Origin of the sequence: Neobacillus sp. SuZ13 (assembly GCF_030123365.1) — a bacterium.
GTDB lineage: Bacteria > Bacillota > Bacilli > Bacillales > Cytobacillaceae > Neobacillus.
In genome coordinates this window covers 5,629,589-5,642,284 of sequence record NZ_CP126107.1, presented here as the reverse complement: position 1 = coordinate 5,642,284, position 12,696 = coordinate 5,629,589, and the positions used below count along the sequence as shown (strand labels likewise).

13 protein-coding genes are annotated in these 12,696 nt (G+C 39.5%); 8 read left to right on the top strand and 5 right to left on the bottom strand.

Features of this window, described 5'->3' with window-relative positions:
• Positions 1 to 13 precede the first annotated feature (13 nt).
• Positions 14 to 298, bottom strand: a complete 285-nt coding sequence (locus QNH17_RS27700) for a hypothetical protein (RefSeq protein WP_283876538.1) — start codon at positions 296 to 298, stop codon at positions 14 to 16.
• 596 nt (positions 299 to 894) lie between these two features.
• On the opposite strand from QNH17_RS27700, the gene QNH17_RS27695 reads away from it, so the two are divergent.
• The 5 genes from QNH17_RS27695 to QNH17_RS27675 all read left to right on the top strand — a co-directional run bounded on the left by QNH17_RS27695 (position 895) and on the right by QNH17_RS27675 (position 5,801).
• On the top strand, positions 895 to 1,230 hold the full coding sequence (locus QNH17_RS27695) for an ArsR/SmtB family transcription factor (protein ID WP_283876537.1): 336 nt from the start codon (positions 895 to 897) through the stop codon (positions 1,228 to 1,230).
• Positions 1,231 to 1,271: 41 nt separating this feature from the next.
• Positions 1,272 to 2,270 carry an NADP-dependent oxidoreductase gene (locus QNH17_RS27690; RefSeq protein ID WP_283876536.1) on the top strand — a complete coding sequence of 333 codons (999 nt, stop codon included), beginning with the start codon at positions 1,272 to 1,274 and terminating at the stop codon, positions 2,268 to 2,270.
• Between the two features lie 125 nt (positions 2,271 to 2,395).
• Positions 2,396 to 3,424: an ATP-binding cassette domain-containing protein gene (locus tag QNH17_RS27685; protein WP_283876535.1), complete on the top strand. Its 1,029-nt coding sequence runs from the start codon at positions 2,396 to 2,398 to the stop codon at positions 3,422 to 3,424.
• Complete coding sequence (locus QNH17_RS27680) at positions 3,421 to 4,233, top strand: ABC transporter permease (protein ID WP_283876534.1); 813 nt, start codon at positions 3,421 to 3,423, stop codon at positions 4,231 to 4,233. The genes QNH17_RS27685 and QNH17_RS27680 overlap by 4 nt, the downstream gene beginning before the upstream one ends.
• A 458-nt stretch (positions 4,234 to 4,691) precedes the next feature.
• A complete protein-coding gene (locus QNH17_RS27675) occupies positions 4,692 to 5,801 on the top strand; it encodes an FtsZ/tubulin family protein (RefSeq protein WP_283876533.1) in 1,110 nt (369 codons plus the stop codon).
• Positions 5,802 to 5,963: 162 nt separating this feature from the next.
• Here the strand turns inward: QNH17_RS27675 and QNH17_RS27670 are convergent, their stop codons facing one another.
• Positions 5,964 to 8,627 (bottom strand): SGNH/GDSL hydrolase family protein, encoded by a 2,664-nt coding sequence (locus tag QNH17_RS27670; RefSeq protein WP_283876532.1) that lies wholly within the window; start codon positions 8,625 to 8,627, stop codon positions 5,964 to 5,966.
• Positions 8,628 to 9,074: 447 nt separating this feature from the next.
• Between QNH17_RS27670 and QNH17_RS27665 the strand changes: the two genes are divergently transcribed.
• Both QNH17_RS27665 and QNH17_RS27660 read left to right on the top strand, forming a co-directional pair.
• The gene (locus QNH17_RS27665) at positions 9,075 to 10,289 is read left to right on the top strand and encodes a sensor histidine kinase (protein ID WP_283876531.1); all 1,215 of its coding nucleotides are present in this window, start codon (positions 9,075 to 9,077) and stop codon (positions 10,287 to 10,289) included.
• 353 nt (positions 10,290 to 10,642) lie between these two features.
• Positions 10,643 to 11,038, top strand: a complete 396-nt coding sequence (locus QNH17_RS27660) for a VOC family protein (RefSeq protein ID WP_283876530.1) — start codon at positions 10,643 to 10,645, stop codon at positions 11,036 to 11,038.
• A gap of 59 nt (positions 11,039 to 11,097) precedes the next feature.
• On the opposite strand, the gene QNH17_RS27655 is transcribed toward QNH17_RS27660, so the two are convergent.
• Positions 11,098 to 11,670, bottom strand: coding sequence for a DUF6241 domain-containing protein (locus QNH17_RS27655; protein ID WP_283876529.1), 573 nt, complete (start codon positions 11,668 to 11,670; stop codon positions 11,098 to 11,100).
• 237 nt (positions 11,671 to 11,907) lie between these two features.
• Between QNH17_RS27655 and QNH17_RS27650 the strand changes: the two genes are divergently transcribed.
• Positions 11,908 to 12,090, top strand: coding sequence for a hypothetical protein (locus tag QNH17_RS27650; RefSeq protein ID WP_144555993.1), 183 nt, complete (start codon positions 11,908 to 11,910; stop codon positions 12,088 to 12,090).
• 99 nt (positions 12,091 to 12,189) lie between these two features.
• Here QNH17_RS27650 and QNH17_RS27645 read toward each other — a convergent pair whose 3' ends face one another.
• The gene (locus QNH17_RS27645; RefSeq protein ID WP_283876528.1) at positions 12,190 to 12,315 is read right to left on the bottom strand and encodes a hypothetical protein; all 126 of its coding nucleotides are present in this window, start codon (positions 12,313 to 12,315) and stop codon (positions 12,190 to 12,192) included.
• A 130-nt stretch (positions 12,316 to 12,445) separates the two neighbouring features.
• The gene (locus tag QNH17_RS27640; RefSeq protein WP_283876527.1) at positions 12,446 to 12,688 is read right to left on the bottom strand and encodes a hypothetical protein; all 243 of its coding nucleotides are present in this window, start codon (positions 12,686 to 12,688) and stop codon (positions 12,446 to 12,448) included.
• Positions 12,689 to 12,696: the final 8 nt, after the last annotated feature.

The window sequence follows — 12,696 nt, the reverse complement described above, 5'->3', positions numbered from 1 at the left end:
GTTGACTAGGTAATTAGCTATTAATTAACACTCTAGCTGTACTAATTTCCGCTGGGAAATCAGTGAGTTTTTTTGCTTCATTAAGTAGTTCATGACGCTTTGCAAACAGACTTGGACAGTTAGGTTTCAAGCAACAGGGGCAAGTACCTTTCATAATTCCAATGTTATAGGCGTTGATATTTTCACCTTCTTCACGGCAAAATAACATAGCCTGATTATTATCAGCAAACGTTAGCAGGACGTTAAATGTAGACTTTTCTAGATCAAGATTTTGTACTTTTGCATGTTTAAGTTTCATGGTTGTATAAACTCCTATTCTTATAGATGTAAAGTCATTATATCAAACAAGATACGTTAGTAAATTTACAATTGGTGCAATAACCATCTGTTCTTGTTGAAAGATGGGTTATTTCCTGCGAAATTAATAGATGCTCTTCGACATTTTTCTTGTCTACTTTGCTGCAGGAATTCATACACAGCAGTACTTGCAGAAGTTTTAACCAAACGTTTGAATAGTATAGCCTATATGGTATTTAGTCGAAAGAGTGTCGGATGGTGACGATAACGGCATAAACGACATCTTTCTCCTATTTTTCGTGCATGTTTCACCAATTTATTTTTGCATAATGGCGGACTAAGCTAGATTCATCAATGGCTCAAGTGAAACTAATCAAACGTTTGATTAGATGGGAAACTTGTGGAAGATGGTCGATGGTTGTCACTGAAAAGATTAGTTAATATGGTGCGAGTTTATGATGCTCCACTTCAAAGATGTATTCGTCTCGATTTGCTTTCTCAATATTGCACCTAACATAACAATAGTATATTGTTGTATTCGGCTATATGGTTCATCAAATTAAACCATTAAACTGATCGTTGGAGGTATTTTACTGAATGAATAAACAGGACCAACTAAATATGATCAAAGAGGATTTTATTAATTCTCAAAAAGTACTATTGGCAATTGGTGATGAAACACGTCAATCGATCTTGTTAGTTTTAATGGGAACGGATTGTCAAACAGGACTTCGTGTAGGTGAAATCACAGAACAAACACATCTTTCTCGACCTGCGGTGTCCCATCATTTGAAGGTTTTACGAGATGCCGGTGTCATTTTAATGCGCAAAGAAGGGACAAAAAATTTTTACTATATTAACGTGCGTACAGAATTAGGTTTATTAAAAAAACTAGTGTTGGATATTGAAAAGTTCATGCAAAATTTTTATTGAAATGATGGAAGATAAACATACATTTTTCGGAGGTATAGCCAATGAGAGCAATGGTTATTGATCGGTATGGGAAAGTCCCAATGCGTTTGGCAGAGATGCCCACGCCTGAAATTGGAGAATATGAGGTACTCGCAGAAATTCATGCAGCTAGTATTAATCCTGTTGATTTTAAGATCCGCGATGGGAAAGTGAAATTGTTAGTTAAGTATAAAATGCCTCTTATCCTTGGCAATGACTTTTCTGGTGTCGTGGTAAAGGTTGGCGCAAAAGTGACTCGTTTTAAAGTGGGGGATGAAATATATGCACGTCCACGTAAGAGTAACATCGGTACGTTTGCGGAATATATCGCTATTCATGAAGATGACATCGCCTTAAAACCTAAAAATTTGAGTTTTGAGGAAGCAGCATCGATCCCATTGGTTGGATTAACCTCCTATCAGGCCTTACACGACATCCTGCAATTACAAAAAGGACAAAAGATTTTGATTCATGCAGGGGCTGGTGGTGTCGGTACCTTTGCGATTCAACTGGCCAAATTAATGGGGGCAACTGTTGCAACCACTGCCAGTGAAGCGGGTATGAATTTAGTAAAATCACTTGGTACAGATGAAATTATAAATTACAAGACAGAAAAATTTGAAGATATCCTGAAAAATTATGATGCCGTATTTGATACACTAGGAGGCAAAACACTCGAAAAATCATTCGAAGTGATAAAAGACGGAGGAAAAATTGTTTCCGTTTCGGGATTACCAAATGCTCGTTTTGGTAAAGAATTTGGTTCAGGATTTTTTAAAACGTTGTTGTTTTCTGCGGCGAGTCATAATCTTACTGCACTTGAAAAAAAGCATCATGTTCAATACTCGTTTTTGTTCATGAAGCCAAGTGGAGATCAATTACGTATTATAGGAAACTTTATTGAGTCTGGTAACATCAAACCTGTCATTGATAAAGTTTTTCCTTTTCATGAAGCTCAAAAGGCGATGGAATATGCAGAGTCAGGAAGAGCTAAAGGGAAAATAATTTTAAAAATAAGATAGTGGGGTCAGACCCCCACTCGACTAAAGTTTAAAGCATTAAACCATCTCTTTAGTTAATCGTTCATCTTGAATTCACAAATATTTGGTACTCTCATATGTATTCATTTATAGGGGGAGGGAATGAAATGAATGATATAAATAGAAAAATCGCATTTCCGGAAAATGGAGATTGGGCGGTTGAAGCGCGTGGACTTGTTAAAACATTTGGAGACAATTGTGCTGTTGATGGGGTAGATTTGAACGTACGTGCCGGTACGATCTACGGTGTGCTTGGTCCCAATGGAGCGGGGAAAACGACCACTATCAGAATGCTGGCGACACTTTTACGAGCCGATGAGGGTTCAGCAAGAATCTTTGGGCACGATGTAGTGAAAGAGGCACAAATTGTACGTCAACTCATTGGAGTGACTGGCCAGTACGCATCGGTAGACGAGTCACTTAGTGCTACGGAGAATTTGGTCATCTTTTCTCGACTGTTAGGACTAGGACGTGCAGAATCAAAGCGTAAGGCAAACGAGTTGTTAGAGGAATTTGGATTAACAGAAGCTGCCAAACGTCCTTTGAAAAATTTCTCTGGTGGTATGCGCCGCCGATTAGATTTAGCGGCTAGTCTTATTACACAGCCGCCGCTTATCTTTTTGGATGAGCCGACGACTGGACTGGATCCACGCACACGTAATCAAATGTGGGAGACCATCCGCCGATTGGTAAAGATGGGCTCAACGGTATTGTTAACGACACAGTACTTGCAAGAGGCAGATGAACTTGCAGATCGGATAGCGGTTATCGATCATGGCAAAGTTGTTGCAGAGGGAACTGTGGACGAATTGAAAGCGTCAGTTGGGAACTCATCGTTACATTTGAGATTAGAAGATACAAAAGATATGGAGAACGCTCGTCAAGCGGTTGAACAGGTACTCAAAGTTAAGTCCAGTGTGTCGTCAGAAGGTGTGAAGATTATTGCACCAATGGCAGATGCCAACAAAGTGACGGACTTACTTATCGCCTTCCGTGAGTCTGGAATCCAATTGGCTGAGTTGAGTGTGCAAAAACCGACACTCGATGAAGTTTTTCTGAACATTACTAGTCATGGGGTAGAGGACCCATCAAAATTGCCTAGTAAATCGGGAGAAGCAGCGGAGGTAGGAATATGAGGAACCATACGAAGTCGTTTTCTGGCCGCCAATTAAAAAATAACACGAGCTTTGGTCAGGCAGTCCGTAACTCGTTTACCATGGCCTATCGTGGGTTGTTGAAAATTCGCCGCACTCCTGAACAATTGTTTGATGTTACGCTCCAGCCAATTATTTTCACGCTGATGTTTACTTACATTTTCGGCGGGGCTATCTCTGGGAATGTACAGAACTATTTACCCGTCATTATTCCCGGTATCCTCGTTCAAACGGTGATTTCAACCTCCATTGTCACTGGCGTCCAACTGCGTGAGGACATGGATAAAGGTGTGTTTGATCGATTTAAGTCCTTGCCGATTGCTCGTATTGCTCCGTTAGCAGGCGCATTGCTGGCAGATAACATTCGGTATACCATTGCTACTGTGCTTACTTTTGTTATGGGATACATTATGGGGTATAGACCTGACGGTGGTCTAGGTTATGTCGCCATCGCTGGCCTACTTGTGATTGTGTGCTCTTGGGCAATTAGCTGGATTTTCGCCTTCTTCGGCGTGATCGCACGTACGGCTTCAAGCGTACAAGGAATCTCGATGCTCGTGCTGTTCCCACTTACGTTCCTTTCTAACGCTTTTGTTCCAGTTGAGACCATGCCTAATTGGCTTCAGTGGTTCGTGAAGTTTAACCCAGTTTCGCATCTTGTGACAGCTGTCAGAGAGCTTGCCAATTCTGGAACCATTGGTATGGATGTCGGCATCTCCCTCATTGGGGCTGCTGTCATTGTATTGATTTTTGCACCTATCACAGTACGTGCATATATGCGCCGGGCTTAGACATGAGGCATGTGTAGTGGGATGCACTAAAATAGGACGGAAACCAGAAAATAGCGCTATTTCTTTTAGAAAAAGGCCGATTTAACAAAATTCCTTACTTATTTAACAAAAATCGAGATTTTTAAACAAACCTACAGAATAATTAAACAAACCTACTGCACAATTAAACGAAAACTCCACCTAATTAAACAATTTTTGGAAAATGATTTCCAACTACCAAAAGAGCTGGCCAGCAAAAAGTGGGCCGGCTCTTCTTTATCTTAATTTTGATTTAGATAAGGAGGTGTTTTATCTACATCAGCCTCTCGAAAAGGACAGGCGCCGGTTAGTGAAGTGGCCAAGACCCTAGGGACAGGTATCATGGTCCTCACTAACCAAATTTAAAACCATTTTTAAAATGAAAAAGTCTAAATTCATAAAAATTGAGTATTATCATATTAAGAGAAGGAGGCGATCTGGTGAAATCAATTGGAATCTTGGGTGTAGGTCAAGCAGGCGGTAATATAGCTGAGATAGCAACAACCATGGGCTTTCAAACAGCCCTAATCAATACTAACCAACGTGATGGGATAGTAAACACGAGGGTAGAAAAGAAGTATTTTGTCCCTGGTTATAATGGTGCTGGTCAAGATAGATCATTAGGATTAAGAGCAGTTAAAGAAAATTATCGAGAGTTGATTAACTTTGTAAAGGGGTCCTTTAATAACATAAGGCTGTTATTGGTAGCCTTCTCTACCGATGGCGGTACTGGATCAGGTATGAGTCCTTTATTAATTGAGATGTTATTAGACCATCTGCCTGGCGTCAACATTGGTGCTATTGCTATTTTACCTGAGCGAAACGTGTTAGCTGGAAACCGAATCAATGCTTCTGAATGTATTGAAGAGGTTTCCAAAATCGAAGCCATCTCTTCTGTATTCCTTGTAGATAATGATCAGATGCGTAAGCTTAACCCACAATCCAGTAAACATCTGATCTATCTTTCTTCTAATCAACAAGTCATGGAAGCAATTAACAGTGTCCTGCGAGTCACGCATAAAAGTTCTTTTTATGGTAACTTTGATGAGTCGGACCTAATGAATATTCTTAACACAAGAGGAGTAACGATCATATCTTCTGCCACGATCACAGACGCTAAGACATCGGCTGACGTATCTAGAGAAATTCACCAATCTTGGCTTAACTCCATATTCTGTCCTGTTGAATCAGCAGGCGTCATTCGAGCTGGTTTAATCTACGAAGGGCCAGAGAGTATGTCTAAGCTAATTAATGTACCATCTATCTTTGAAAGGGTTGGAGAACCTTTACAATTATTCGAAGGGACATATTTCTCAGAAACCGACGCTACTATAACAACCATTCTAGCGGGCTTTTCCTTCCCTACCCGACGCCTGCAATCACTAGAGGATTCCCTTGAAAAGAATAAAGATCGTTTACAAAACCTAGTCAACAAGGAACAAAGTCAGAGGTATGAGTCTAAAGTATCTTGGGCATCCGGCCTAAAAGCTAAAAAACCTGAAAAACAGGTAGGATCAGCAGCGTCCAAATTACCGAAGAACCTTAAATAACGAATGTGCAAATATTGGTAATGAAAATGGTCATTTCATAGACAAAATGAAAATCAGACTTGTATCAGGAACCGTATTGTTGGTGTTCTTTTTGCAATAGGCTATTTTCTTATTGACCAATCATACAAAAAGACGAATCCGTGTGGATTCGTCTTTTCTTACTTATAAAAACGGATAGATAGCATTTGCGTATGCAATTGCCCCTTTATTGTTAGGATGACCCATTGAAGCTCGTTTGCAGATTTCAAAGTCTATTCCCGTACAGCCAGCTTCTGTGCAAGAGGCCAGCCGATCAGCAGCGATAAAATCTTGTGGGGACATATCCAAATTAATCCCGAATAAATAAGGATCATTGGTAAGTGCAGAGTGTTCAACACCAATATTTGGATCGGCAAAGAAAAAACGTTTTTCGCCAGTCAAGGCAGCATTTGTTTCATCAACAGCCTGCTGGAGAAACAATTTTGACTCGGTAGCCAGCTGCAGGCTTCTAGCATGGATGATCTGTAGGTGATGTTCAGTTAAAAATCCAGCAACAACACCGCCAGGTAGCCCCTCAGTTGCAATTCCTAAAGCGACAAGTAAGACTTCTACAGCGCTTAAATCACTGTGTTCAGAAACAGGGGGATAGTATCCAGTTACAATTACCTTGGCATTTGGAAAGGTAGTTGCCACTTTAGTAAATAAAGTTTTACTATTTTTAAGAAAGTGAGTCCGATGAAGGGTGCTCAAATCATCATTAATAAAAGGATTCAGGACGGTTCGCATATTAACATCATTGATTCCTCCATCCATAATGATAAGATCTACCTCAGATTGTTCCCCGACAAATAGATCGCACTGCTGTAGGATGGTCGGATAAGAAACAGGCACTTCTCCATCTACTGCTGGAGTGTTTGTATGATCATCTACTCCAATCGTTGCCCCAGAATGTGCAAGCACTTGGGTATAGTATCCGATATTTCCATTTCGGGCTTTGACGGCATTGCCGACAAGGGAATAGTGCTTTTCATGTTCTGGTAACCCTTGACCCCAAGATACTGAATCACCAATGACAAGCATATGAAAGGTATCCAATACTAAGTTGAGGGTATTAGATGGCGTTCCATCTGATAAAATCACTCGCGCTACCGCATGCTCACCTGATGGGTTTTCTTCTATTGTAGATGGTCGAATCAATGTGAACTCTAGCTGGGTCGGGCTTAACAAAGTAACATCCGGCATATCGTGATCATTGATCCGAACAATGGCATTTTCTGAAAATCCACTACCTATTAATGTTACCTTTTGCCCTGGCTTGACTCGCATATGTTCATTTTCTTTATTATCTTGCTGAGCAGAGTCGACCTTGGGCTTAATATACAAAGAGGCTTTATTGGATAATGTTCCATCCGCCTGTTTTACCTGAAGTGTGTGCTGCCCCCCTCTTATAAAAGGAGCCGAAAATTGCAGGGAAGTATCACTGTAAACGTTTGTTGGCACAGGTGAACCATCGATTAGCACTACATCCGATTTCGTAAAACGTTTGCCTTTTAATGTTACGGTTTCCGCTGCATAGGCATAGGCAGGAGTAGCTTCAAAAATTGCCGGTTCTAGAAGTTTTCTCCGAAAATCATCAGGATCGATGGAACGCATACTGATTGGTTCCGGAAGTTTGCCGCCATCGTACCCGCTGGCACCCTGACCGGAGTAAGCACCATCAGGCCCTCTTGATCCAGCAGTTCTTGGTCCAGGTCCACAAACGGCTCCAAAATTTGCTTTAAGAGAATTTCCAACAGGTCCTCCAGGGCCGCCTGAACCGGGATAACCAGGCTGCCCTCCAGCTCCACCGCGGCCGCCATCCACGGTTATGTAAAAGCCTTGAAGATATTGATTGATCACGTTCTGAGGGGCATAAAAAGAAAGCTTTCCACCGTATCCGCCATTGCCGCCATCTCCGCCCGGACCTGCATTTCCTCCAGTTCCTCCGTTGCCGCCAGCACCTGCCCCTGACTTACAGAATCCTGACCAGTCTAATTGGGCAGGTTTTCCTTTTCCTCCTTGGCCGCCATTCCCGCCGTCCTGACCAGAACCACCGGTGGTTCCATCCTGCCCCCTTAAATCAAAAGCAGGACGTCCAATCATATCAAGAACCCATAGTTCTAATTCAGGTGCACTATTTCCATCGGGGCCTCTGCCGCCTTTGTCACCATGTTTACCATTTGTCCCTGTAATGCCTACTAGTGTAGTCGAAGTTGATACTTGAGGTGGTGTTCCTGGTTTCCCAAGTTTAGCGGGACTGGATTTACTTGGCCTTTCCCATGTAAACGTAACATTTTGGCCAACTGTAATTTTTTCAGCAATTAAAATAAGATAACGCTGAGGTTGCTTTAGGACCACTGTTGTATTGTCCTGTAAATTAATTTCTGTTGCTACCCAATAAGCGGTATCTACATTAATCTGTGTGGTAATACCCGGTACGGAGGCAGCAGTTACTGTTCTAGATGGTAATGGGGTTGCTTTCAAAATAGTGGCCTGGCCTCCAACAGGTTGAAGTACGGGTGTGGTTGCCGTGTTCGTTACTTTATACGCCGACTGGAAGTATGCCTGTGTGGTCGTAGCCGCTAAATTAGGGTCAGGCTTTGTAAGCCCTGCTTGAGGTATTAAATTACCTGATAAATTAAGTGTTCCAAGGGATGATAGGGAAGTAATTCCCACGGATTCTAGAACTGCTTTGTGATACTGTAATCGGTCCTGGCTTGAAGTTGAGGCTGAAGTGATGCTGTTAGAACTAATTGAAAAGGATTGTAGAGCAACTGGGATAAATTGTGTTCCTAGAGTTGTAGACATGTGATTCCTCCTGAGATAAACAATGTTTAGGCATTTATCATCCAACAAACCAATGAATTATTAGTAATCCTTAGAATGACACAATATTTCTTTAACTACAGAGAGATTAAAAGTTGTAGGACTTGATAAAAACCCGATTAACAATATATTTGATAACCAATTAAACTAGAACCATATTTTGGTTAATATCTATTTACCATAAAGTATGATAAACCAATGAAGTTAAATGAAATAAGGAAGGAATTCATAGGGGTGAAAAATCGAAGAGATTGGTGCGGAAATATGCTGTATATCAAGGCTAGGGAAAAGGAAGAGTTTAAGACCCGGCTATATAGCCAGATTTTTTGTTTTCCAACAATGGTGATACTCATTTCTACAAAGTATATGTGATAAAATATAGGTGGTTTGATACAAAAAAAGCTTGGGCTTTCAGCAGAAGGGAAAAGTATGAAGTACAAAAATATTCAAATTAACCAAAAGATATATTACAGCACAGTATTAGTGGCGATTGCACTTATGCTACTTGGGCTGTTTGTAGGTAATCCACTTCTTCATCATCTTGGACCAGGCTATATTACGCATGGTGTTTTAGTGTTCCTTTTTTCTATTTGTTTATTAATTTACCCTATATATAAGTCACATTTTCTTAGAATAATTATCATCATCGTAGCCTCTACTTACTTTTATACCATCTTCTATTTATATCCGAATACATGGTCTAACTTTATATTTTTATGCTTTATTCCTGCCATTTCAATTTTATTTTTTGATACAAAACTTTTTCATCTTTCCTTACTATTAAATACTTTCTCCATCATACTTCTTTTTAGCTATATTGCTATAGTTGATCGAGGGGAGCTTTATCCGTATATAAGAGAAGATTTAATCGGAAATATTATTAACTTTTTAGGAAGCCAGGCCATTCTTTATTTTATTTTTTACTTATCGTATGGACGGTTGAAGAAACAGCAGCTCTATTATGAGCAAATTAAACACTCAGAACGTCTGAAAACAACTGGACAGATGGCGGCTGCTGTGGCACATGAGATTAGAAATCCATTAACAGTGGTTAAAGGCTTCCTACAGTTATATGAGAAGGATAATACATATAATGAAAATAGTAAGCGGCATTTCTCGTTAATGATTAATGAATTAAACACGGCAGAACAGGTAATTTCTCAATTTTTATCCATTGCCAAGCCCGATAAAGACACTGAAACTGAACTAGTAAATGTAAAGTCTGTTCTTCAAAGTGTAACGGATCTACTCAACACTTATGGTCTCCTCCATGATAATAAGATTGTGCTAAGTATGGTTGATGATTGTTATATCGCTGCGAATATAATTGAATTTAAACAGCTATTAATTAATATTATTAAAAATGCCATTGAAGCATCAAACGTTGGTGATTCTGTTGTAGTTACCGCTGAAAGTAAAAGGCAGTTGGTTGAAATTAAAGTAATTGATAGTGGACAAGGGATGTCCAAAGAAGAAATGGATTCACTTGGTACTCCATTTTACTCGTTAAAAAGTAAAGGAACTGGCCTGGGGATGATGATTTGCTTTAACATTGCTACAAAGTATAAAGGAACCATCGACTTTGATAGCATAAAAGGTAACGGGACAACAGTTACGATTCGGTTTCCGAAAGTGGGGGTCTGACCCCCACTGCACGAGGACCCGTTCTTATCGGTGGGTGGGGGATCAGGTTAAGCACCCGATCTGATAAATAGACGGAGAATTTCCGCTTAATTAGTAATTAAAAATAGCTTTAATAAGCGGAGAAATTCCGCCTATTGACTCGAAAAGTGTGAAAATGAGGGATTTTGCTTTGTATAACCGGAAAAACTCCGGTTATTTTATCTTCGCTGGTTACTCTGCTGGTTAATTGAGTACAAAAAATGATTTAAGTATTTTTTTAATTTAGTGGAAGGTTACTCTTTTCAAAGAGGGACGTTTAGTTCCACAAGAAAATCAATTATAATTAATTTAGTACATAAATGAGGAGGATATAAGTGGAAAAAATAACACCGTTTTTAATGTTTCAAGATAGCAACGCAGAAGAAGCGATGAATTTTTATATTTCCATTTTTGAGGATTCTCGAATTACAAACATTGTCAGATATGGGGCTAATCAAGCAGGACCAGAAGGCACCGTAATGCAGGCTACCTTTACTTTAAAAGGGCAAGAATTCATGTGTATTGACAGTTTTGTCAAACATCAATTCTCCTTTACGCCTTCTTTCTCAAGCTTTGTGACTTGTAGTAATGAAGAAGAACTTGTCGATCTTTATGAGAAACTTATGGAAGGTGGACAAGCGCTTATGCCATTAAACAATTATGGCTTCAGCAAAAAGTTTGGTTGGGTCAATGACCGTTTTGGAGTTTCGTGGCAACTAAATCTTCCTTAACCTCTGAAGGGTCAGTCCCCCACTGCATTAAAGTAGTGGGGGACTGACCCTTTTTTCTATTATTGTTGGGAGTTGGATTCACTTACAAGATCTTCTTCTTTGAAGTTATTTAGGATGAAAGTTTCTTCTTCTGATTTGCTCATGATTCCATAAGCTTCGCCGACCGTCCCTCCTTGGTAGGTCCAGAAAAAGTTGTGGTCATCATCGATTTCAGAAAAAGTGCCCTTTTTCCATTTGCGTAAAATGGCTAGCAATTCATCTTTTTGTTCAAACTCACTGTTCTCCACAATGTTATAAACTTGATTAATCGTATCGGGGATCATAGGAATGGCTCCCCACTTTTCTTTCGCCTTCACTTTTTGATGTGTCATTTTGTGCATCACTTCAATAACAGCATCTTGTGAACTACTATCATCAATCCCAATATCATATTGAATTCCGCCAATTTTGGCTGTTTGTTGCTTGTCTACTTTCTTTTTTTCCTTATTGTTATTATCTTGAACAGCTTTCGCTTCTACTTTCTCTTGCTTTTTTTCAGGTTCGGCCCCAATATCTACTAATTCAAATCCTCCGTAATTTAGTCCTATTAAAACGGCCAAAATAATCCCAATTACGATTGATACTTTTGTCACTTCATTCCCCCCTGATGGTAGTGGATAGTTCTAACTTAACAAAAAATTCAGAATTATTCTAGTTTATTTAATTAACATAATCCACCCAAAGAAGACAGCTATCGACATTTGATTTAATAGATTGAAAGGATATCGGTTCGGGACAATGGTGGTTTAAATCAATTACTTGTAAGTAATCTGTCAAAGAATTACTATTTAGATAGAATACTGACAAAACAATTTAAGGGAGATCTAAACATGGAAAAGCAGATAATCAAAAAGGAAAGTGGCAACGAGTATATCGTAGGTACTTATCGTATATGGAAACAACCGAGTGGAGGTATCGGAATAAAATTCGATGGAGAAAAGGAGCTATATAGTATCCCTAAAGGTACGGATCTTTATCATAAAATAAATAAGCGTTTTGAAACAGAAGAGTAAATCGATTTTCGTTCTTGTCACGCACGGTAGAGGCCGCTGAAGAGGAGCCCAGGGGAGGGTTCAGTTTGCCACTCTAACCTCCCCTGTGGCGTTTTAAGATTATCTTTCTTTTTGTGAATGTCTAGATTTCCCCTCGGTAATTACACGATCAATATCAAGATAGGGCTTCCCTTTTATTGCGTCATTAGAAACAATTTTGGTATTTTCCTTGTGATTGTCTTCCATCCAAATACTCCCTCCAAAATTTAGAATAATGTTAGTTTGTACAAGCAACAGATATTAAATACTGTATTGGTATACCTAATAAGCTATAAAAACCATGCTGTATCCAGCATGGTTTTAACAATTCTGTATACTATTCTTCCTCATACTCAGCCATCAAATGGCGTAAATCATTGATGGCTAGTTTGACACTCTCTTTTTTACCTTTATGAAATCCGATTCCTGTTAGAGAATCATGGCATTCGTAGGAATTAGTTGCAAAGCTTTTGTAGCCTTCAGGAACGGTGAAGATTTCTACTGTAATGGTTAAACTTTTGCCAGTGTAGATCTTAATAATCTCCAGCGCATCAATTTTAAACTTTGTTACCACTCTCATACCATAAT

Coding starts and splice junctions, on each gene's coding strand:
- QNH17_RS27700 (WP_283876538.1), bottom strand. CDS start 298: ATGAAACTTAAACATGCAAAAGTACAAAATCTTGATCTAGAAAAGTCT.
- QNH17_RS27695 (WP_283876537.1), top strand. CDS start 895: ATGAATAAACAGGACCAACTAAATATGATCAAAGAGGATTTTATTAAT.
- QNH17_RS27690 (WP_283876536.1), top strand. CDS start 1,272: ATGAGAGCAATGGTTATTGATCGGTATGGGAAAGTCCCAATGCGTTTG.
- QNH17_RS27685 (WP_283876535.1), top strand. CDS start 2,396: ATGAATGATATAAATAGAAAAATCGCATTTCCGGAAAATGGAGATTGG.
- QNH17_RS27680 (WP_283876534.1), top strand. CDS start 3,421: ATGAGGAACCATACGAAGTCGTTTTCTGGCCGCCAATTAAAAAATAAC.
- QNH17_RS27670 (WP_283876532.1), bottom strand. CDS start 8,627: ATGTCTACAACTCTAGGAACACAATTTATCCCAGTTGCTCTACAATCC.
- QNH17_RS27665 (WP_283876531.1), top strand. CDS start 9,075: ATGAAGTACAAAAATATTCAAATTAACCAAAAGATATATTACAGCACA.
- QNH17_RS27650 (WP_144555993.1), top strand. CDS start 11,908: ATGGAAAAGCAGATAATCAAAAAGGAAAGTGGCAACGAGTATATCGTA.
- QNH17_RS27645 (WP_283876528.1), bottom strand. CDS start 12,315: ATGGAAGACAATCACAAGGAAAATACCAAAATTGTTTCTAATGACGCA.
- QNH17_RS27640 (WP_283876527.1), bottom strand. CDS start 12,688: ATGAGAGTGGTAACAAAGTTTAAAATTGATGCGCTGGAGATTATTAAG.